The sequence below is a fragment of the Streptosporangium sp. NPDC005286 genome, assembly GCF_040607515.1.
Lineage (GTDB): Bacteria > Actinomycetota > Actinomycetes > Streptosporangiales > Streptosporangiaceae > Streptosporangium.
Window position 1 is genome coordinate 1 of the sequence record NZ_JBEXGU010000164.1, and the last position, 20,256, is coordinate 20,256.

At 67.5% G+C, this 20,256-nt stretch carries 20 protein-coding genes and 1 pseudogene; 9 read left to right on the forward strand and 12 right to left on the reverse strand.

The annotated features are described in order from the left end of the window. The first annotated feature begins 179 nt into the window (after positions 1-179). Positions 180-776: a LuxR C-terminal-related transcriptional regulator gene (locus ABZU75_RS37520; RefSeq protein WP_355565213.1), complete on the forward strand. Its 597-nt coding sequence runs from the start codon at positions 180-182 to the stop codon at positions 774-776. Positions 777-1,356: 580 nt separating this feature from the next. Then, positions 1,357-3,702 (forward strand): ATP-binding domain-containing protein, encoded by a 2,346-nt coding sequence (locus tag ABZU75_RS37525; RefSeq protein WP_355565215.1) that lies wholly within the window; start codon positions 1,357-1,359, stop codon positions 3,700-3,702. Positions 3,703-4,182: 480 nt separating this feature from the next. Here ABZU75_RS37525 and ABZU75_RS37530 read toward each other — a convergent pair. Beyond that, a pseudogene (locus tag ABZU75_RS37530) lies at positions 4,183-4,296 on the reverse strand (NERD domain-containing protein); the annotation flags it as partial. A gap of 637 nt (positions 4,297-4,933) precedes the next feature. Between ABZU75_RS37530 and ABZU75_RS37535 the strand changes: the two are divergent. The 3 genes from ABZU75_RS37535 to ABZU75_RS37545 are packed head-to-tail and all read left to right on the forward strand — an operon-like array spanning position 4,934 to position 7,630. Beyond that, positions 4,934-5,539: a GPP34 family phosphoprotein gene (locus tag ABZU75_RS37535; protein ID WP_355565218.1), complete on the forward strand. Its 606-nt coding sequence runs from the start codon at positions 4,934-4,936 to the stop codon at positions 5,537-5,539. A gap of 28 nt (positions 5,540-5,567) precedes the next feature. Then, positions 5,568-7,040 (forward strand): APC family permease, encoded by a 1,473-nt coding sequence (locus ABZU75_RS37540; RefSeq protein ID WP_355565221.1) that lies wholly within the window; start codon positions 5,568-5,570, stop codon positions 7,038-7,040. Continuing rightward, complete coding sequence (locus tag ABZU75_RS37545; protein WP_355565224.1) at positions 7,037-7,630, forward strand: GNAT family N-acetyltransferase; 594 nt, start codon at positions 7,037-7,039, stop codon at positions 7,628-7,630. The genes ABZU75_RS37540 and ABZU75_RS37545 overlap by 4 nt, the downstream gene beginning before the upstream one ends. Before the next feature lie 345 nt (positions 7,631-7,975). On the opposite strand, the gene ABZU75_RS37550 is transcribed toward ABZU75_RS37545, so the two are convergent. Both ABZU75_RS37550 and rox read right to left on the reverse strand, forming a co-directional pair. Beyond that, complete coding sequence (locus tag ABZU75_RS37550) at positions 7,976-8,776, reverse strand: DUF402 domain-containing protein (RefSeq protein ID WP_355565227.1); 801 nt, start codon at positions 8,774-8,776, stop codon at positions 7,976-7,978. Positions 8,777-8,859: 83 nt separating this feature from the next. Then, positions 8,860-10,284, reverse strand: a complete 1,425-nt coding sequence (gene rox, locus ABZU75_RS37555; protein ID WP_355565264.1) for a rifampin monooxygenase — start codon at positions 10,282-10,284, stop codon at positions 8,860-8,862. A 316-nt stretch (positions 10,285-10,600) separates the two neighbouring features. On the opposite strand from rox, the gene ABZU75_RS37560 reads away from it, so the two are divergent. Next, positions 10,601-10,774, forward strand: coding sequence for a hypothetical protein (locus tag ABZU75_RS37560; protein WP_355565230.1), 174 nt, complete (start codon positions 10,601-10,603; stop codon positions 10,772-10,774). Positions 10,775-11,351: 577 nt separating this feature from the next. Here ABZU75_RS37560 and ABZU75_RS37565 read toward each other — a convergent pair. Next, a complete protein-coding gene (locus ABZU75_RS37565; protein ID WP_355565233.1) occupies positions 11,352-11,960 on the reverse strand; it encodes a helix-turn-helix domain-containing protein in 609 nt (202 codons plus the stop codon). Positions 11,961-12,077: 117 nt separating this feature from the next. Continuing rightward, positions 12,078-12,278: a hypothetical protein gene (locus tag ABZU75_RS37570; RefSeq protein ID WP_355565236.1), complete on the reverse strand. Its 201-nt coding sequence runs from the start codon at positions 12,276-12,278 to the stop codon at positions 12,078-12,080. A 17-nt stretch (positions 12,279-12,295) separates the two neighbouring features. Here ABZU75_RS37570 and ABZU75_RS37575 point away from each other — a divergent pair, with 17 nt between their 5' ends. Beyond that, on the forward strand, positions 12,296-12,856 hold the full coding sequence (locus ABZU75_RS37575) for a hypothetical protein (RefSeq protein WP_355565239.1): 561 nt from the start codon (positions 12,296-12,298) through the stop codon (positions 12,854-12,856). 29 nt (positions 12,857-12,885) lie between these two features. Here ABZU75_RS37575 and ABZU75_RS37580 read toward each other — a convergent pair whose 3' ends face one another. Beyond that, positions 12,886-13,269, reverse strand: a complete 384-nt coding sequence (locus ABZU75_RS37580; RefSeq protein ID WP_355565242.1) for a tyrosine-type recombinase/integrase — start codon at positions 13,267-13,269, stop codon at positions 12,886-12,888. Here ABZU75_RS37580 and ABZU75_RS37585 point away from each other — a divergent pair. Next, positions 13,253-13,654: a hypothetical protein gene (locus tag ABZU75_RS37585; protein ID WP_355565245.1), complete on the forward strand. Its 402-nt coding sequence runs from the start codon at positions 13,253-13,255 to the stop codon at positions 13,652-13,654. The genes ABZU75_RS37580 and ABZU75_RS37585 overlap by 17 nt on opposite strands. Here the strand turns inward: ABZU75_RS37585 and ABZU75_RS37590 are convergent. Then, entirely contained in the window at positions 13,600-14,013 is a 414-nt protein-coding gene (locus ABZU75_RS37590) for a site-specific integrase (RefSeq protein WP_355565248.1), read from the reverse strand. The two genes, ABZU75_RS37585 and ABZU75_RS37590, sit on opposite strands and share 55 nt — an antisense overlap. A 65-nt stretch (positions 14,014-14,078) precedes the next feature. On the opposite strand from ABZU75_RS37590, the gene ABZU75_RS37595 reads away from it, so the two are divergent. Continuing rightward, positions 14,079-15,116 (forward strand): DEAD/DEAH box helicase, encoded by a 1,038-nt coding sequence (locus tag ABZU75_RS37595; protein WP_355565267.1) that lies wholly within the window; start codon positions 14,079-14,081, stop codon positions 15,114-15,116. A 1,424-nt stretch (positions 15,117-16,540) separates the two neighbouring features. Here the strand turns inward: ABZU75_RS37595 and ABZU75_RS37600 are convergent. The 5 genes from ABZU75_RS37600 to ABZU75_RS37620 form a co-directional block, all read right to left on the reverse strand. Beyond that, positions 16,541-16,771 carry a hypothetical protein gene (locus ABZU75_RS37600; RefSeq protein WP_355565251.1) on the reverse strand — a complete coding sequence of 77 codons (231 nt, stop codon included), beginning with the start codon at positions 16,769-16,771 and terminating at the stop codon, positions 16,541-16,543. A 528-nt stretch (positions 16,772-17,299) separates the two neighbouring features. Further along, positions 17,300-17,824 carry a flavodoxin domain-containing protein gene (locus tag ABZU75_RS37605; RefSeq protein ID WP_355565254.1) on the reverse strand — a complete coding sequence of 175 codons (525 nt, stop codon included), beginning with the start codon at positions 17,822-17,824 and terminating at the stop codon, positions 17,300-17,302. A 172-nt stretch (positions 17,825-17,996) separates the two neighbouring features. Next, positions 17,997-18,659, reverse strand: coding sequence for a CBS domain-containing protein (locus ABZU75_RS37610; protein WP_355565257.1), 663 nt, complete (start codon positions 18,657-18,659; stop codon positions 17,997-17,999). A 358-nt stretch (positions 18,660-19,017) separates the two neighbouring features. Next, positions 19,018-19,188: a hypothetical protein gene (locus ABZU75_RS37615; protein ID WP_355565259.1), complete on the reverse strand. Its 171-nt coding sequence runs from the start codon at positions 19,186-19,188 to the stop codon at positions 19,018-19,020. Between the two features lie 520 nt (positions 19,189-19,708). After that, the gene (locus ABZU75_RS37620) at positions 19,709-20,116 is read right to left on the reverse strand and encodes a universal stress protein (RefSeq protein ID WP_355565261.1); all 408 of its coding nucleotides are present in this window, start codon (positions 20,114-20,116) and stop codon (positions 19,709-19,711) included. Positions 20,117-20,256: the final 140 nt, after the last annotated feature.

The window sequence follows — 20,256 nt, forward strand, 5'->3', positions numbered from 1 at the left end:
TCAGGAGCTGACCGGCCTGGCCGAGCGGGACCTGCGCAAAGCGAGACAGCGGATCGGGATGATCCACCAGCATTTCGCGCTCCGCCCTCGGCCAGGGCGACTTCGAGACGGCCTTCCACAACGCGGCCGCCGTCAGCCCGCCCGGCACCCTCGCGCCCTACACGCCGCACGCCTTGTGGGTGTTCCACGACCTCATCGAGGCCGCTGTCCACACCGACCGGAGCGCGGAGGCCGCGGCCCACGTCGCCGCCGCCCGCGACTGCCGTCTCGACCGGCTCTCCCCGCGCCTGCGCCTGGTGGTTCTGGCCGCCGCGGCCATCACCGCCCCGCAGACCGACACCGCTGACCTGGAACGGGCGATCGCCGAACCCGGCAACGACCGCTGGCCGTTCGACCTGGCCCGCATCCAGCTCACCTACGGCGCCCACCTGCGCCGCGCCAAGCGCACCGGCGAGGCCCGCCGGCACCTGGCCGACGCGTCCCAGACGTTCCACCGCCTGGGCGCCGTCCCCTGGGCGGAGCGGGCCGACCGGGAACTACGCGCCACCGGCATCAGCCATTCGATCACCGCGACGGGTCTGGCCTCCCTGACCCCGCAGCAACTCCAGATCGCCCAGCTCGCGGCGGCGGGCCACACCAACAAGGAGATCGCCGCCCGCCTGTTCCTGTCCCCGCGAACGGTCTCCACCCACCTCTACCAGGTGTTCCCCAAGCTCGGCATCACCTCCCGCGCAGCCCTGCGCGATGCCCTCGCCGACCCGGCCGACTCCGAGTGACATCGAATCTCAGCCCGACTCGGCGTCTTCGGGGTTGAGGAACCTGCGGACAGCCGTTAACGCCGAGAAGGACCTTAAGGACCTTGTGGTGTTGCCCCTGCTCGGCCGAGGCCCCAAACCCCCGGCGTCGTACCACCTCGCCGTGAATTATCGGCAGGGTTCGCACCCCCGGTAGACCGAGATTTCAGCGGTGAGCCACCGCGCGGTGCGCGGGACCGGAATGGTGCGGGAATCGATTTCGGCGGCTTCGGGCCAAGAGCCCCGGCTGGCCGCGTCCCGACTCCAGACACGGGCGAACTTCAGCGCGACCGGCCCGGTCAGCTGGGGGAGGGCCAGGGCGGCCTGGGTGGTCTGGACGCGTTCGGCGAGCGCGTCCTCGAACGCGGTGATGGCCTCTTCCAGGTCGGTGAGGCCGATGGCGAGCCTGTGCCATCACACCGGTCATCGCCCGACGGGGTGGGTGGCGCGCTCGGCGGGGTAGGCCGGTGCATCGGCATACGGGACGGTCTATACTCGTTTCCTTAGCGTTATCGCACGGAAAAGCGAACACGCCCCCAGCTAAAAGGAGCGTATCAAGGAAATGCCGAGCCGTCAAGTGTCAAGCCCTCACATCGAAGCCGAGCAGTCCTACATCACCATGCTGTACTGCCACCTCGATGAGGCGCGTGAGCGGGCCGAGACCTCTCTGAAGGAGGCGCACCGCAGTCCCGGTGTCGGCACCGCTCGGGGCATGGTCGAGCGGGAGATGTTCTCCGGAGAGTACGCCAGGCGCCTCGCCAGGCTCAATGGGGTGGAGCACGGCCTGTGCTTCGGCCGGATCGACGACTCCGGCGGCGAGACCCTCTACATCGGCAGGATCGGCTTGCGCGACGGCGACGGCGAGCCGGTCCTGATCGACTGGCGGGCCCCTGCCGCCCGCCCGTTCTACACCGCCACGCCCGGCAACCCGGGTTCGCTGGTACGGCGCCGCCACCTGCACACCCGCAACCGGACCGTGGTCGGCGTCGACGACGAGGTGTTCGACCTCGATCGGATGAGCGACGCCGACCGCCAGTCGCTGGTCGGGGAGGCGGCGCTCCTGGCGACGCTGCGCCGGGCGAGGACCGGCAAGATGAGCGAGGTGGTGGCCACCATCCAGACCGAGCAGGACCGCGTGATCCGCTCGGGCCTGCACGGGACCCTCGTGGTCCAGGGCGGTCCTGGCACCGGTAAGACGGTTGCCGCGCTGCACCGCGCCGCTTACCTGCTCTACACGCACAGGGAGGTCCTGGAGCGCAGGGGTGTCCTGATCATCGGGCCTAACGACCTGTTCTCCCGCTACATCGAGCAGGTGCTGCCCTCCCTCGGCGAGAGCGACGTAGTGATGACCACGCTCGGGCGGCTCTATCCGGGCATCGCGGCGACGGCAGAGGACGGCCCGTCTCAGGCTGTGATCAAAGGTGACCTGCGGATGGCCGAGGTGATGGCGGGAGCCGTACAGGATCGGCAGCGGGTCCCCGAAGGAGACCTCGAGGTCAAGATCCCCGCTCGGACGTCGGTGCGCGGCGGCAAGGAGGTCGTGGTCGACTGGACGACGCTCCGCGTGGACCACGGCACCTGCGTCATCGCCCGCGACCGCGCCCGTGCACTGCGCAGCCCACACAACGAGGCCCGGCACGTGTTCGTGCTCGACATGCTGCGGGCGCTGGCCACCGCCGAGGCCGAGCAGTACGAGTGGCTGACGGATGAGGAGGAGCTGGGGGTGGTGCTGCCTGACGACGGCGACTCGTGGCTGGAGCTGCCGCCGGACGAGGAGGAGATGCGGGTCGACGAGGAGGAGGCGCTACGGGAGGCGTGCCGGGTGCTGTGGGAGCAGCCGACGGTACGGCAGGCGATGGACGAGCTGTGGCCGATCCTCACCCCGGGGCAACTGGTCGGCGAGCTGCTGGCCGACTGGGAGGCGATGCTCTCGGCGGGTCTGGACGCCGGTGAGGCCGGGGAGCTGCTGCGCCCGCCGGGTGCGCCGTGGACGGTGGGTGACGTGCCGCTGCTCGACGAGGCCGCCGAGCTGCTCGGTTCCGACCTGACCGGCGATCAGGAACGGGATCGGGCCAACGCTGCCGAGCGGCGCGACGAACAGGCCTACGCCCAGGACGTGCTGACCTACAACAACGACTTCGAGATCCTGGACGAGGCCGGGGCGAGGCTCGGTGACCTGCTGGACGTCGGCACCCTGGCCGAACGCCACCACGACCGCGGCCCGGCACTGACCACCGCCCAGCGCGCAGCCGCCGACCGGACGTGGGTCTACGGTCACGTGATCCTCGACGAGGCCCAGGAGCTGTCGGCGATGGCCTGGCGTTCGGTCATGCGGCGCATCCCGACCCGCTCACTGACCGTGGTCGGCGACATTGCCCAGACGGGATCGGCGGCGGGCGCCCGCACCTGGGAAGAGGTGCTGGCTCCCTACGCCGAGGACCGCTGGCGCGAGGAGCGACTGATGATCAATTATCGGACCCCGGCCGAGATCATGGACGTGGCCGCCGATGTCCTGCGCGCCGTGGCTCCTGACCAGGTCCCCCCGCAGTCGGTCCGCACCGGCGAGACTCCGCCTCGCGCCATCCGTCAGACGTCACTCGGCTTCGCGGATGTGGTGAAGTCTGAGCTCACCGCGATCGGTGAAGGGCGGCTGGCCGTCATCGTTCCTGACGCCCGTCATACCGGGTTCGCCGAGGTCGATCTCGAGGCGCCGATGGTGGTGCTCACCGTGACCCAGTCCAAGGGTCTGGAGTTCGACGCCGTCGTGGTCGTGGCTCCTGACGAGATCCTCGCCCAGTCACCCAAGGGGGGTCACGATCTCTACGTGGCGATCACCCGAGCCACCAGGCGCCTTGCCGTGGTGCACGAGGCGGAACTACCTGACATGCTCGCCAAACTCGCCCGGTGACGGAGCCGGAGCCGGCTCTGGGAATGGGGCTAGGCGAAAGGTCTTGCATCGACCGGTAGGTGCTGCAGTGGAAAATCGTTCGCTCGGCGCGATGCTGCTGACGGGTGAGGTGCTGTGGCGGATTGGGCTGCACTTCCTGAACCGGACCGACGCTCATCGACCGCCTCACCTACGCCAACACCATCATCGAGACCGGCACCGACGGCTTGGAGGTCGAGGAGTGCTCCGATCTGGTCGACCCGGTGCAGGTAGCACAGGTCGATGCGGTCGACGGCCAGGCGCCGCAGGGAGGCTTCACTCCATGTCGTATGGCTCCGGCAGGCCGTGGTCGCGGTAGTAGGCGGCGATCTCCTGCCGGAAGAACAGGGCCGGTGAAGACCGTGGCGTGCGCGTGCTTCGACAGCTCCAGAGCTTTCTGGATGTGGTCGTCGGAGTCGTTGAGGCCAGGTACGATCGGGCGCCAGTACAAAATCGAGACGGTCAGCTCACCAGGTGATCCACATTCGCTCGCCCGGGCGGCAGCGCCCGGTCGTGCATCACCGTGTAGCCGCTGCGCGCCAGGGGGCGCAGCATCCGGGCGGTGCGTCGCTCCCCGGCCGCGCCTTTGCGTCAGGTCCGTACCGCCTCGTGGGAGCGCCATCGGTGGAGCGCGTCGGCCAGGGCGACGAGCGCGGCCAAGACCAGGCCCGCCCACCCATCCCTCGGCTGCCGAGCCCGTTGCCGAGCCGGCCCGTCCGTACCGTCTCAGACGGTACGGACGGGCCGCAACATCTGAAACGGCGAGGTGCCCGAGCGCGGTTCCGCGCTCCACGCGGACGCGTACGACGCCCGCTACCACTGCGGCGGGGGACGAGGAAGCCTGCGCAGTATTACGCCAGTCCCAAACTGCCAAAAATCCTCGCATTAAAATCCTATGGAGATTCATCGGGATTCACGGGGCCGCGCTTTCGGGAGCCGCCTGACCAGGGTTGTTCCGGCTCCGGCGATCCTTGGCGGGCCGCTTCCCGACACCTGCCCGCAACTGGCCAAAAATATGTAAATTCTTGGATTCATCGAAGTCTTCGAGACGCCTCTCGACATGGCTCCAGGTTATTTGCTATCTGTCCGTTTCTTCGGTTCTTGTCTGGCCGATCTATGTCCGGCGCCGGAACTTCGTTCGCGTAATGACAAATTTAATGATTTAGCTATACGATCGCCGTTCGTGGTTGGAGTTGATCTTTCAGGAACCCGATTGGCCAACGACCTGTTCTTTGTCATGCATGACAACGCGACCGGCCGGATGAGACTTCATGCCCGTCTGACCGGCCTGGGGCTGGCCGCCGCCATCCTGGGAGAACTGATGCTCGCCGGGCGGATAACCGTGGGATTGGCGGCGGGGCAGATACGGCTCGTCGTTCTCGACGCGGCGCCGCCCGAAGAGGCGCTCACCAAGACCGCCCTGGACCACATCGTCGCCGAACCCTCGCATCGCTTCCGTACCTGGTTGCAGTTCCTCGCCCGTACGGCACTCGCCGACGTGGCGGCCCGGATGACCGCCGACGGGCTGCTGCGCCCGCCCGGCAGACGCCCGTCGCGGAGGCAGGTGCCGGTCGACGTGAACATCGCGGCGTGGCCCGGCGGACGCGTCAACCTGGCGATCCAACGCCGTGAGCCACTTAGCGTCCAGGACAGCGTCCTGCTGGGGCTGCTCGTCGCGACCGGCGGCAACCAGCTCGTCCTGTGGGAGCAGAACCCGAGATACCTCTCCGATTCGATCGCCGCCCTCCCGGCGCCGCTCCAGGAACTGATCGCCCAGACCGAGGCTGCCGTAGGTGACTCCGTCATCAGCCGCCGGTGAACCCACCCCCCTCATTTCAAGGATCCCAATGTCCGTGACAGAACGAAGGGCCAGCGCCGTTGCCGCCGCGCTCGCCCAGGACCGCCTCGGTGTGCCGTCGGTGGTGTTCTTCGTCATCTCGGCGGCGGCGCCGCTGACCGTCATCGGTGGCTCGGTGACCGCCGCCTACGCCGCGACCGGCGTGACCGGCGTGCCGCTCGCCTTCATCCTGCTGGGAGCCATCCTGGGCCTGTTCGCCGTCGGCTACGTGACGATGGCCCGCTACGTCGTCAACGCCGGGGCGTTCTACGCGTACACCGCGAAAGGGCTCGGGCGGCCGGTGGGTGTGGCGACCGCGTGGGTCGCGCTGCTGGCCTACAACGCGCTCCAGGTGGGTCTCTACGGCATGATCGGTGCGGCCGCCCAGCCGCTGATCGCCGACTGGTTCGGAAGCTCTCCGCCCTGGTGGGTCATCGGGCTGGTCGCCTGGGTGCTGACCGGGGTGCTCGGCCTCATGCGGGTCGACGTGAACGGGAAGGTCCTGTCGGTCCTGCTGCTGACGGAGATAGCCGTCGTCGTCGTGTTCGACATCGCGGACCTGATCAACCCGGCGGCCTCGGGCTACAGCCTCGACGTCTTCGACCCGTCGAACCTCTTCGTCCCCGGGATCGGTGCGGTGGTCGCGATCTGCATCGCGTCCTTCGCGGGCTTCGAGTCGTCAGTGGTGTTCTCCGAGGAGACCAAGGACCCGAGGCGCACGGTACCGATCGCGACCTACGTCGCACTCGCCGTCATCTCCGGGCTGTACGCGCTGTCGTCCTGGGCGATGACCGTGCCGATCGGCTCGGACAAGATCGTCGAGACCTCGCGCGAGCAGAGTTCGGCCCTCCTGTTCAACCTGGCCGGGCAGCACCTGGGGGCGACCGTCGCCACCATCGGCTCCCTCCTCTTCGTGACGAGCCTCTTCGCCGCGCTGATCGCCTTCCACAACACGATCTCCCGCTACGTCTTCGCCCTCGGCAGGGAGAGGGTGCTGCCCGAGACCTTCGGTCGTACCTCCCCCCGGACCGGTGCCCCGGTCAACGGCTCGGTGGCACAGAGTGTCATCGGGCTGATCACGATCGTCATATACGCGGTCTTCGGCCTGGATCCGGTCGTCCAGCTGTTCTTCACCGTCGGATCGTTCGGTGGCCTGGGACTGCTCATGATGCTGGCGGCCACCTCGATCTCCGTGCTGGTCTTCTTCGCCAAGAACCCCAACGAGGAGAACGCCTGGCGGACCAGGATCGCCCCGGGTATCTCCTCGGTCCTGCTGATCGTGGTCATCGTGCTCGTCATGGCCAACTTCGACACCGTGCTCGGCGTGGCCCCCGACTCCCCGCTGCGCTGGATCATGCCCGCCGTCTACTTCGTCGCCGTGGGGCTCGGCGTCATGTGGGGACTCGCCCTGCGGGCCAAGCGGCCGAAGGTATACGCGAACATCGGGCGGGGCGCCCAGGCGGCCGTGGGAGGGACCGAATGACAGAGATCATTCGCGTTCAGAACGCTCCCGGAGCCGCCGAGACCATCGGCGCGATCATCGCCACCTCCTTCCACGAGCAGGAGATCTCGGCCTGGATGATCCCGCCGGACGACGACCGCCGCCGGGTGATGCCCCCCTTCTTCTCCATGATCGCCGAGAGCGCCCTCATCCACGGCGAGGTCCACGCGACGGCCGACATGTCCGCCGTGGCCGTATGGTTCCGCAAAGGCGCCAAGCCGCTTCCCGAGATCCCCGACCGAGACGCCCGGGTGGAGGCGTTCGCCGGTCCCCACGCGGAGCGCATCGGGCAGATGGGGGAGGAGATGGACAAGCGCCACCCCCACGACCGGCACCACTACCTGGCGTTCCTCGCCGTGCTCCCCGGGCACCAGGGACGGAAGACGGGGACCCGGCTGCTCGAGAAGTACCACCGCGGGCTCGACGAGGCGGGCATACCCGCGTACCTGGAGGCCAGCAGCACCCGCAGCCGCAGGCTCTACCTGCGCCACGGCTATCAGGACCTCGGCGACCCGATGTTCATGCCCGGCGGCCCGCCGATGTTCCCCATGTGGCGCCCGTCGAACCCCTGACCCGAGTGCTGCCCCCCGCTCCCGGCCCATCGTGGGCCGGGGGCGATTCCGGCCCCGTTGTTCTCGCGGCCCGGCCACCGCGTTCCCCCCGCCCCGGCGACCCATGAGGCCCGGGCCACCGTGACACGCGGAACGCGGTGGCTCGATCGGTCGGGCCTTCGGCCAAGCGCGCAGAGTCGCGGAGGGCAGCCGAGCACGGCGACGAAGGGCGGGGTGCTCGGCTGTCTGATGAACACTGCCCCTGTCGGACGATCGTGAGCACTGCTACACCGGCGAAACCGGACTCCGGCCCTACAGCCTTATGAACGCACAGGTCGCGAGATCAGTGGTCGGACATGCCTTAGGTCAGGGCTGCGGGGAGACGGTCATCGTGTCGTGGGACAGGGTGGGCGTCGGCCAGGAGGGGTCGGCCCGCCAATCGGCCCAGGGCGCTCCGAACGCCCCGTGGCGTCCTTCGATCATCGCGATTGCTTGGTCGCGTGCGTGCTGGACATGCTCGTGGGTGCTCTCATCGATGATTCCCAGACGTCGGCTGTGTCGGTATTCGTCTTCGTCTTTCCACGTATAAGACGACAAGTCGGGTGTCACGACGAGGTCGATGACCAGGTCAAAGGTGTCCACCCCGATGGGGGTGCGCTGGTAGGGGCGTTGGAAGTTGACGTACCAGCGGTTCAGGCTGTGGTGTTGTGCGTCGAAGAACAGGTTGACGCTGAAGAACGCCCCGGGTGTGAGAATACTGAGCCAGGTGGTCTCGCACCATGTCCAGTGGTCCAGATCCCATCGGCGGGCGGCGAGGGTGGCGATCGCCGCATCGCGCGCGGTGAGGTCTCCGGTTGTCAGCCAGTCGATCCAGGTGGTGGGGGCGAGGCTTTGAATGCCGGGCCAGTAGGCCAGGACGAGTTCGTCGCCGGTGTCGTGGATGACCCGGTGAGGTGAGGCCGTCCACACCCTGCCCTCGAAGGTATCGCGGCGGATCGCTGTGGCGCCGCCGGGAAAGCGAGCTGTTGCCGGGACCGTCATAAGCGGCATGATGCCACGCCGGTTGCCGTGGTCGAGACCCGGACAGCACGACTGGCTACCGACGCTGGCATGGCCATTTTCCGCCATGCCAGCGGGCGGTGGATGTCCGACGAGAACGCCGGCCACTCCAAGCTCCTAGCCGACAGCGCCGCAGATCTGCTCGCCATCTCGCCACGTATATGCGCGGGATGACCACTGCTCAGGCGAAATCAGTTGGCGGGCTTGCCGAACCAGCGGGAGAGGTGGTCGTCCAGGTCCTGCTGATCGTCGCCGATCCAGGCGACGTGGCCGTCGGGGCGTAGCAGGACGCACGGGACATCCAGTACCGCAGTGGGATCCGCGAGGTAATCGACCCGGTCCGACCAGCCGCCGACGGTCAGGCGTTCGGTGCGGTCCAGCAGCAGGCCGCGGCCGCGATGCAGCAGACCGTAGAGGTGGCCCTGTTTCACGTCGATGTCGCGCAGGCGGCGGCCGAGCAGGTCGGGGCCCTCGCCGAAGTCGTAGCGGATGCCGATCGCGGTGATCTTCTCGATCAGATAGCGGTTCACCTCGTCGAAGTCCATCAGTTCGGTGAGCAGCCTGCGCACGGCCTGCGGGCCCGGTTCGGTGGACAGCAGTTCCATCTGGGCGCGAGTGTTGTCCAGCACGTCCTCGGCGACCGGATGACATTCGGCCTGGTAGGTGTCCAGCAGTGTTTCCGGCGCCCAGCCGCGGATCTGTGCGGCCAGTTTCCAGCCGAGATTGAATGCGTCCTGAACACCCAGGTTGAGGCCCTGTCCGCCGATGGGTGGATGGACGTGTGCCGCATCGCCGGCCAGCAGCACCCGCCCGACCCGATAACGTTCGGCCAGCCGGGTGGCATCCCCGAAGCGGGACAACCAGCGCGGGGAGTGCACGCCGAAATCGGTTCCGGCGATGGTGCGCAACTGTTGTTTGAAATCCTCGAGGGTGGGCGGTTCCGCGCGGTCGCTGACTCCCGCGGCGGGGACTACGACGCTATAGACCCCTTCGCCGAAGGGCCGGAGCCAGAATCGCTGATGGGGCTCGCGGATTTCGGTCACCTTGGCGGCGATCTCCTCCTGCGGCACGCCCACTTCCATCTCGCCCATCAGCGTCTCGGTCCGCGAGGGCTCGCCGGGGAAGCCGACACCGAGCAGTTTACGCACCGTACTGCGCCCGCCGTCACAGCCGACGAGATAGCGCGAACGCAGCCGTTCCCCGTCGGCCAGCCCGACGGTCACACCCTCGTCGTCCTGCTCGAAACCGGCGACCGCGCAACCGCGCCGGACCTGCGCACCCAGTTCGATCGCATGTTCTTCGAGCAGATGTTCGATGACCGGCTGCGGGATACCCAGCAGATAGGCGTACGCGGAATCCAGGCCCGTGGGCGCAGGTTTGGGGATGGCGGCGAAGAAACCGCCGGCCGGACGCTGTCTTCCATGCTGGAGAATGCGATCCAGCAGTCCGCGCATCGCCATCAGCTCGAGACTGCGAATATGCATACCGACTATGCGGACGAACGACGCGGGCTCGGTTTCCTTCTCCAGAACGAGTACCCGCACATCGTGCAGCCGCAGTTCGGCGGCCAGCATCGCACCGGTCGGCCCGCACCCGGCAATGATCACATCGAAGATGAGGGGCGCGCGATCGGCGCCGGAGGCCGGCGACCAGAGAACTCCGGGGACGTCGCCCACCGTGGAGTCACGCTCGACCCTGTCGTTCGACGGCGGCTCGGCGGTGACCTGCTGAGAGTGCATAGGTGTTGCCTTTCGGGAGTGCCTTGTTGGCGAGGCGCTCCCGGCGACACCTACGTCAATCGCCCGACCGTGACGGAAAGGGGGAGCACCCACATCGATACAGCGTTCATGGGTCTCACCTCCTCGGGCGGTGTCACGGTCAACTGCAAGCTACAAGCCCGAGCATCATCTCGTCCAATCCTTTCCCGGCCACGTGATCACGACTCCAAACGGGCCCGTGCGGCTGCAGGGCGAATCCGGCGTGGCGGCCCGGCCGGTCCCGGTCACGGTCGACGGTCTGATCCTGGCGGCCCCCAAGGCGGACCGGATCTCGGTAGGCGCTGCCCTGATGAGGTTCACTCGTGGCCACTACGCGAACTGGTCGTAGGCGAGCCTGACGGCCAGCGCGATGACGACGCACAGCAAGACGACCCGAATGAATCGACTTCCGCTTCTGCGAATCGCACACCGTCACCACCGTTACACAGAGCTACCTTGCGGCTGGTGACACCGACCCGAGCGGGGGCCCGGTAGGGGAGTGAGGGCGGACCTTCCTAAGCTGGCCCGCGACCTCAGTTTCGGGACGATCGAGCCCCGTGAGCGTCTCGTACGGCGCTTCCAAAGCTTCGCCGACGCCGGCCCATGGGCATGGAGGGCGGCGGACGCGGACGCCTTCTTCGCCGAGGCACGCGATCAAGAACGTCAGCCATGCCACACCGCTCAGCTACCAGACCGGCTTACGGCAGTTCTGCGACTACATCACCGATCCGTACTACGGCTGGCCGGCCGAATGCGAGGACTGTTTCAGACGCGCGAAGTAGTCCGGAGCGTGCTTCCGCAGCCGACCGTCATGCCAGGTCAGCCAGAACGGCTGTGAGGAAAATACCGCCGCCGAACCGTGGGATCCGGCCGACAACCGCCGGCAGCGGCTCGACCACTTCATTCCTGAGCGCAGGCCTGCGGCTTCAGGCGCCTGCCGGTCCGCTGTAGTCGGTGGCGGCATAAACCTGCAGGAGCCTCTCGACTCCGCGCAGGAAGGTCTCGCAGATCAGCACCGGGTCGAACAGGCAGCCGGCGGCCATGGCGCCGTCGCGCATCATCACGAAGTGGCGGGCGGCGGGCTCGGCGCCGGTCTCCTGGATCTTGGCCAGCAGTTCCGTGACGGTTTCCAGGAACCATTGGCGGTGGGCGAGCACGGCCTTGCGCACCGGGGACTCGGGGTCGGGATACTCGGCGGCAGCGTTGAGGAAGGCACATCCCCGGAAACCGGGGGACTGGATGCCCTGGGCGATGGACTTGGTGAGGGCCCGGATGGTGTCGGCGGCCGGTAGTCCGGCGGCGACGGCCTCGTCCGCCTGACCCCGCATAGCTCGGTCGACCTCGTTCAGATAGGCGAGGACAAGGTCTTCCTTGCCGGGGAAGTGCCGGTAGAGGGTGGCCCGCGTCACCTGCGCTTCGGCGACGATGCGATCGATACCGACGGCGTGGATGCCCTCCGCGTAGAAGAGCCGGGTGGCCGTGTTGAGCAGCCGGGACCGCGCTTCGGACGGCCGGCCTTCGGATTGGCTGGGCATACCGCCATCCTAGCGGATAGAACGTTCGGTCTTGACAGCCTGTGCCACGGGTTGCATGCTGAGCCGAGACAGAACGTTCGGTCTCGTAAGGGGAGGTTCAGCAGCGGCTCATCGTATTCACGTACGCACCAGTGGCTGCCGCGACCAGGGGCGTCGCACAGCGCCATCCGCCGGCAGCACCTCCACCGGCACGAGCGAGGCGGCGGCCTGGCAGACCATCCCGTCCTGGTACCCGGTCAGACCAGGCCATCGCTGGTCGCCCACCTGATCGAGCAGGCCGACCGCGGGACGCGCTGAACCGCTCTCCTCGTCACTCATCCACTGAAAGGATCATCATGAGCACTATCGCTGCTTCGCCCGGTATTTCCGGGACCGCGTCCGCATTGCGGCGGCTGTACTTCGTCCGGTTCGCGTTCGCCATCGTCTGGGCCCTCGTGATGTTCACAACCGCCTCAAAACTGGGTCCGGTCACGGTCGCTCTGCTCGTGCTCTACCCGCTGTTCGACGCGGCCGCCGCCATCATCGACGCCCGCGCGTCGCGCACCACCGAATCACCTGCCCTGCTGTACGTGAACATCGCGGTCAGTCTGATCACCGCCATCGGCGTGGCCATCGCCTGCGCGTCCGGTATCCCGGCGGTGCTGCGCGTGTGGGGCGCTTGGGCGGTCGTGGCCGGGCTGGTCCAGCTGATCGTGGGTGTCACTCGCCGCAAGATGGGCGGCCAGTGGCCGATGATCATCAGCGGCGGCATCTCCGTACTCGCCGGTGCGTCGTTCATCGTTGGTGCCTCCGCGGACAGCCCGACGCTGATCAACGCGGCCGGCTACGCCATCCCCGGCGGCATCTTCTTCCTCATCTCAGCCTTCCGGCTCGGCCGCGCCGCGAAGGGAAACTGACATGGACAGCAACACTTACGACGTCGTCGTCATCGGGGCCAGCCCGGGCGGCCTTGGCGACGATGGCGTGCAGCCGCCTGTCCGCGACCTTGCGGGCCTCCGACACCCTGCCGGGCCTGTGAATCGTGATCGAGGATGCGGCGGACGACTTCTTGGGGGACGTCGCGGTTGATGAGCCTGGTCCCGAGGGTGTGGCGCCACTGGTGCGGCGTGAGGTGGACCGGCCGCCCCTGTTCGTCGCGGATGTCGCAGCGTCTGAGCCACCTGCGCAGGCCTGCCGGTAGCCGGCGCCGCGCAGCGGTTGGCGGCCCTGCAGGTTCCGTCGCGAGCTGGGAACAGCAGCGGTGCGCCGTCCGGCCACTGGGCTCGGGCGCGCTGCTGCTGCTCGATGATGAGGTGCTGGAGTTCCTCATCGATCGGCACGAGCGCCTCGCGCTTCATCTTGTGGTTGAAGTAGCGCAGGTAGGGTGCCGCGTCGCGGTCGAAGACGATGCAGTCGCGAGGCAGTTTCACGGCATCGGTGATGCGCAGCCCGCAGCGCATCAGAATGATGGTGACCAGCCGGAACTCAGGATGGTTCCACTGGTCGAGGTTGTCGTGACGTTCGAGTTGAGCCATCACCAACTCGCTCAGCGCCCGGGGCAGGCGTTGAGCCGTTGCGAGATAGTCCTCGAAAAACACGACCGCGGTCGAGGGCAGGCTGGCGTCCCAGCCGTGCCGGCGGATCGCGGCGAAGAAGAGGTTCAGCTGACCGATCCGGCCCCGATGCATGCGCCGGTGCTGAGGCCCTCGGCGTGAAGGTCGGCGAGATAGCGTTCCACCAGCCGCCGGTCGACTTGGGCCAGCCCTTCGACGTTGCCGGCGGCGAGGAACTGGCCGAAGCGGGCCAGGGCCTTCGCGCCGGCGGACCCCGTGGCCGGGCTCAGGCCGCTCGCCAACCGCCAGCAAGTCCAGCGCTTGGCGAGCTTCTTGAGCCAGGGCTGCGGAATGTCGTCGAAGCAGATCGTCGTTCGGTAGTCGCATTCGATGTCGAGTTCCTTGAGCCGCCACACGTCGCGGTCGTATTCACTGTCCCAGGCGAGGTGGGGTCGCGGTCGCGCGGTCGAGCGCCGGGAGCGAGTGTGATCCAGATCGGAGTTCAGGGACGAGGGCGTCACAGCTGCACCTGCCGATCTGCTCGGCCCTGACCGATCGGCCACCGACAACCGCTGGATTCGCCGCGATCTACATCAGCCCCCTCAAGGCTCTCATCAACGACCAGTACGGCAGGCTGGACGAGCTCTGTGCCCACCTCGACCTCCCGGTCGCCCGCTGGCACGGCGACGTCGGCTCCCACCTCAAAAGCAAGCTGATCGACCGGCCCCGCGGAATCCTGCTGATCACCCCAGAATCGCTGGAGGCACTGTTCGTCCTGCGCGGCTGGAAGATGGGCGATCTCACCGCTGCGTTGCGCTACATCGTCATCGACGAGCTGCACTCCTTCATCGGAACCGAGCGCGGCGCTCAACTGCAGTCGCTCATGCACCGACTGGACCTGGCCGCGCGCCGCCGCGTTCCTCGCATCGGCCTGTCGGCGACCCTCGGGGACATGCTCCAAGCCGCGGACTTCCTGCGCCCGGGAGCGGGGGAGCACGTCGCCTCGATCGTCTCGACCTCCGACGCCCAAGAGCTGCGACTCCAAGTACGCGGCCACGTCGAGACCGCACCCACGCTCGACCCGCGCGCCCAGGCCGCGCACGAGGCGCTGGGCGCCGACGTCAGCACCGACGACATCACCTCCGGCGGCCGGCTCGCGATCGCCGACCACCTGTTCGCCACCCTGCGCGGATCGCACAACCTCATCTTCGCCAACTCCCGGGGCGCGGTGGAGGACTACACCGACCTGCTCAGCCGCCGCTGCGACACCGCGGGAGTGCCGAACGAGTCCGTGCCCCACCACGGCAACCTGTCCAAGGACATCCGCGAGCACGCCGAGTCCCGGCTCAAGGACCGCAGCCGGCCGACCACCGCCGTCTGCACGTCCACCCTGGAGATGGGCATCGACATCGGCTCGGTATCCTCCATCGCCCAGGTCGGCGCGCCCCCGAGCGTGGCCGCCCTGCGCCAGCGGCTCGGCCGCTCCGGGCGACGCGGCGGCCCCGCCGTCCTGCGGCTCTACATCAGCGAACCCGAACCAACTGTTGAGATCACCAACCGGGGGAGTGGTCCACCATCGGATCCAGAACGGCTTGCCGGTCATGAGAATCTTCAGCAGCGCTGACCTGCCCATATTCATCCGCCAACGCCAAAGCGAATATTTGCCCTGACGACACAGGGGAGAGGCCACCTGTGCGCCGATTTCGTGGACGATGACAGCCGCTGCCATCAAACAGCCAAAGAAAGACACCTGATGGAGCAGGTCAAATAAGACAAATCACTCGGCCGAGTAGATCCCTCGAGAAGACCATGATCGCCAACCGGGCCAACTGAGACGCGAGACCCAACTACATCTACGAAGCAGCCTTCACCGAGCAGATTGAGTGAGACGGCTGCAGAACCGAAGCGGACCAAGTGAGACACCGGACAGGTCGATGTAGATCATTTGGGACGACCATGATCACAAGACGGCTTAGCGATCATGATCACGCGAATCAACTAAGGGCGACTTCTACGCAAAGCGGCATTTGCTGCACGGATTAAGCGAGATGAACACAGAGTCACATGGGATGCTCGAAGTAAGACGACTAGGACGAAGGACGACACGCTTGTACTATTAACTGAATACCAGACAGAAGCTTGATTCTGTTTGGTATAAAACGTGATCATTTCAACGCCTATTCAACCGGCGGCGGCCCGCTTCAGCCGCGATACGTCAACTCCCGGCGCAGTCCGACCACCTTCCGCCGCTGAGCGCTCTTGAGCCGAGTGATCTCCGCAGTCAAAGCGAGAAGCGCATCGTCCGCAGTGCCCCTTATCGGCCTCGTCGACAACGACCTCCCGCGGCGACATGGACCGCTGGCGAAGTTGCTCGATACGCCGCCGCAGGACCTGGTGCCCGTACAGAAACCTCCGCCTCTCGCTGCACAGCCCGAAACGTCATTTCCTGACCAGACGCTTGATGGCCGCCTTCACCTTTGCCTCGAAGACGAAGTCGTTGATCCGCATGCCGAGCGCCTACCGAGTCTCATCCCGCTTTCGGCCGGCAACGCGAACAGCATGCGGTCGCGCAGATTGCCCCGCCACTCCCCCGTGGCACCGTCGTAGGATGTGGCGCTCATACGTGCCGGGTGCTGGGAGGCGCGCCGCCGGCGATGCGAGCCCGGACCTCATTCACTAGGCGCGTAGTCCGCCGCGGTGTGCCGCCCCTCATGGCGGGCGCAACCGCCCTCTCCAGGTCCTACTCCCCCACTCGGATGACTCGCCCGGACCCACGCTGCCCTTGATGCAAGCACCGATGGCCAGGGAAGACCGCTCCATGTTGGTAGAGGTCGTTGCGGAGAGAGTCTCTCTGCACACCCGCCGACGCGTTCTGCCCCGATCCACCGGCCGCCTTTAGTCCGTTATGTCCTAATTGGTTTTAAACTTACCGAATGCCTTTACAGTGTAGATTTATAATGAAATGTCGACGAGACGTCGATCTCACTGGTGCTCCGTTCCTCATGCCAGGACCGGGGTGGATCTGCACTTCCGGTAAGGAACGTCGTACTAGTGGGGTGAGGGGATGCGGCCCAGCGTGAGGTAGGCGATCGGGCCGAAGGGCTGGACGAGTAGCAACGGCCACCACAGCGCCTTACGTCCCCGGATCTGTCCAGCTGGCCTGCACCACAGGTCTGCGGCCGCCGTGGCAGTGAGCGACAGCTCTATGGAGGCCAGCGTCAAAATCGCCGCCCGTTGCCGGTCGGAGAGGTCACGCCAGCGCTTGTGCGAACGTGTCATGAGTGCTCCTTGGTTGAGAGCGGTACGGGCTCGATGCGGATCAGTGCGGTCCGCACCTCGCCTGCTTCCTCGGTGATGTCGGGGAGTCCTTGTATCTTCACCTCCATCACACACCCGCAGGAGGGTTCCGGCACCGGCCGAACGTCACCCGCCGCAAGGACCAATGTCTCCCGCGACGCCCCGTAGGTTCGCAGGAGGCCGCCGCCTGGCACGCCGTCCAGCACGGAGAGACGGAGAGAGCGGCCTGGCGGCCGTCGCCCCCTCCTGCCGGTTCACCCGGTCTGATCCCCCGCCGCCGGTTGCCGCACATCCTGCTCCAGGAACACGACGAGGACGTGGCCCGGCTCATCGGCAGGCGATTCACCCACCGCATGCCCTGGCTGCTGCTGGGCCTGGCCAGGGCGATGGCCTCCGCGGGCGCAGACAGGACGCGCGCCCTCGACGGAGCCTGCTCAAGGCGCGTGCACCGCCCGCGGATCCCCGGTCCCCGGACGAGACATCCCTCTCGCGGGCAGGACGCCGGGCTGGCTACGCGATCCGGTGAGTGCCCGCCTGTCGTGCCGCGGCCAGCGCCACACCCCAGTGGCGGGCTCGTTCGGTCTCCCCCTCCAGGAGCGGGCCAGGGGTGCCGGCGACGTAGAAGCTCTGTGAGCCGGTCAGGATCGCGAAACCGTGCCTGCGCAGGCGTTTCTCGGCGCCGTGCCGGGCTGATCCTGGGATCCAGAGGCTTTTGATCCGTGTGTCGAACGCCACCGCCGAGGCCGGGGAGCGGCCGCCCAGGGTAGAGAGCCATTCGCGCAGCCCTTGCCCCTTGGACACCAGGTCGGCGGAAGCCTGCTGGGCGGCCGACTGCCGGGTGCTGGGCCGGCTCATGCCGAAGGCATGAGTGGGCCCGCCGACGACAAGCAGGTCCACGTCGCCGGGGACGGCCTCCGGGGCATTGCCGACCTCGACCAGGTCCACGTCCATCCGGGTGGCCAGTCCGTCGGCGACAGCCTCGGCGATCGCCTGGGTGTTGCCGAACATCGATTCGAAGACCACGAGTGCACGCATCGGGGCCGTTCCCTTCTCCATTGATCTCCATTGACGCCCCGCGGGAGGTGGGGATCTGGGATCCCCCTCCTGCTGTCTTCAGGATGATGATCGTGTCAGCGGTCACCTCGTCGAACGTCCTGCGGACGGTGAGGTGACCGCCGCCCACGCGCGCCGCTTCCATAGCGGCGGTCTACAGCAGCGGTGGGATGACGAGCAGGTCGTCGCTTCCGTGCTCGAGCCGCGAGGTGACGTCGATGACGCCTTCGAGCCGGCGGATCGCCTGAATGAGCCGGACGGCCTGTGAGCGGTGTTCGACCTTGCCTCCGAGTGTCACCACGCCGTTCTCGACGCTGATCGCCACGTCGGTTCCGGTCAGGTCGCGGACGACGGCTTCGGCCTCGGCCCGCAGTTCGGCCTCGGGGCGGTCGAAGACACGCAGCAGGTCCGACCGGTGCAGGATGCCGGCGATGCGGCCGGTCACCGGGTCGATCACCGGGAGCTGTTCGATCTTCTTGTCGTGCATGAGCCGCGCCGCGTCCCGGGCGGGCATGCCCGGGGTGACGGTGATCGCGGGCGAGGTCATCAGGTCCTTCGCCACGACCGCCGCGGCCTTCTCGTGCTCGCGGCGGCGGGCGGTGCTCTCGAAGATCGAGATACTGTGGCGCATCGTGTCGCTCTCCTTGAGCAGCAGGTCGTCCTGGGACACCACCCCGATCGGACGGCGGTCCAGGTCGATGACCGTCACCGCGCCCACGGCGAAGCGCCGCATCACGTTCACGATGTCGGCGAAGCCCGCGTCCTGCCGCACGGCGATGGCGGTGCGGCCCATCACGTCACTCACTTTGATCGGCATCTTCTTCCTCCATTCTCGCGATTCCTTTGAGCGTTCCTATGAGCGGACGACCGCCACGGCGCAGTGCGTGTGGTGGGGGATGTCGTTCGGCCAGCGGTGCACGGTGGTGACGATGTGCAGTGGCAGGCCCGTACGAGCGGCGTCGTCGGCGGCCCATCCGACGGGGCGGTCGCGCCGGTGGAGCCGTCGGTTCCGGCGATGATCAGAGCAGACATGGTTGTTCTTCCTTCCTCTCCCATCAGACCTCGCCGGAAGGCCCGGCCCCAGGGCCACAGGTCCTGATCCCGCCGCGGGAGGACAGGGTCTTTCGCCCCTCACCGGGGGCCGGATCGCGGTCAGCGGCGGATGAGCACGGCCTTCAGCTGGATCCTTCTTTACTCGTCTCCAGGCCGTCCGATGCCCGGCCGTGGATCCAGAGGCCAAAGTCTCGGGGGGAGGTGCTTTTCGGCTCCGGTGCGCCGTGCTCGTCCAGTAGCCGGGCGGCCTCTGCGTCGCTGAGCCCCGCCAGGGTGTCTGCCTTGATGCTCATGTGTCCAGCAGGTCATCAAGGCGAAGGCCACCTGGGTGAGGGACCTTCAGCCCCGGTGATCGCCGCCTCGGCGCGACCGGCATGGGTGGTGTGGGCGGCAGGTCCGCCGGTTGTAGGTGACGGCCGGTGTTCGCCCGGCACGGTGCTCAGCGGGCGCTGGACTGCCTCGGTGGACCAGGGCTGGGGGTCCGTGCGGCGACGGCGTCCGCGACCTGGCCGCGACCGCCACGGCGCAGTGCCGCGGTGATCTCCTGCTGCGTGTGCGTGCTTGTGCAGACGTTCGCACAGTGACCGAACGGCCCGTTTGCCAGGCACTTTCGTCCCATGAGCCGGGTCCCGCCTTCGAGGCGAGCGAACAAGAAGGTGAGCACGCCTTGTGATCATGTCCTGCGGGGGTGGGGCGATCACCGGATCGAGAACCCGTTCCGGTCAGGCAAATACCGGATGTGCCGTTTCGGGCATGGATTCGATCGCGGCATGCGGGGCGAGCATGTCGGCGTTCCGCATCCGGTCGACCTGGTCAGGGGTGACGACGAGGGTGGGGCAGGCCGCCAGGGTGAGGCAGGCCCGTAAAGTCGCCTCCCAGCACGAGGAGGTCGGCCGTCTCGGAGTGGCGCGGCAGTGCTCGCGCGGCCCTGTCACGGCAGAGCAGCGGGCGCACGACGAGTTTCGGGTACCCGGCGCGGACCGTCGCGGCCGCTCGGCTCACGACGGTTTCGGCAATCGCCTTCCGATCTGCCTCCTCGGCGGGTGCCCAGTCGGGCACATGGGGTGCCCGGCACCGCGTGACGTCGCCCCACGCGTGGAGAACGACCAGTTCCGCGCCGCTGCTGCAGGCTTCCCAGGCACCCCAGCTCAGTGCCGCCCACCCGGCGGCCGAACCATCGAAGCCGACCAGGATGCGAGAAAACGACTGCCGGCGTGTCATGGGGTCCTCCGTGATCCGTCCCGTTGCCCCGGTGGCGAAGGGGACTCATTTTCATGCAACCGTGACCGCCTCGGCCCTGGCCAGGGTCGCTGGTGCCCGCGCGCCGGGACCAACCCCCCATCCCGCGCCCCGGTGGTGAC